Annotated in this window: 1 protein-coding gene; it reads right to left on the reverse strand. The window is 44.4% G+C overall.

The genetic code is table 11. From position 1 onward, the window contains the following. A partial coding sequence (locus tag NLF92_RS13030) for a hypothetical protein (protein ID WP_254102646.1) occupies nt 1-270 on the reverse strand: 270 nt, incomplete at both ends.

Below are 270 nucleotides of genomic sequence, written 5' to 3' on the forward strand. Positions count from 1 at the left end.
CTGTTTTCCAACCTATACGCACCTAGTTGAACCGTATAGCGTGCTGCAATTGCTTTATTATCACCCATATGTTTTGGGGATATACGCTTAGTCATAAGTGCTGGCGGCGTTTGTTTCTTCTGATAACGTATGTTTTCAATGATCTTTACTTTCTTGGGCGCACGCTGGGTTGTTTGAACAGTGTTACGAACGAAAAGCGAATGGGGTGCCGTATGTTGTTCTTTGGTCAATGGCTTTGTAATCGGAGCTAACTCACGCGGTGCTTCCATG

It is taken from the genome of Opacimonas viscosa (assembly GCF_024199005.1).
Classification (GTDB): Bacteria; Pseudomonadota; Gammaproteobacteria; order Enterobacterales; family Alteromonadaceae; genus Opacimonas; species Opacimonas viscosa.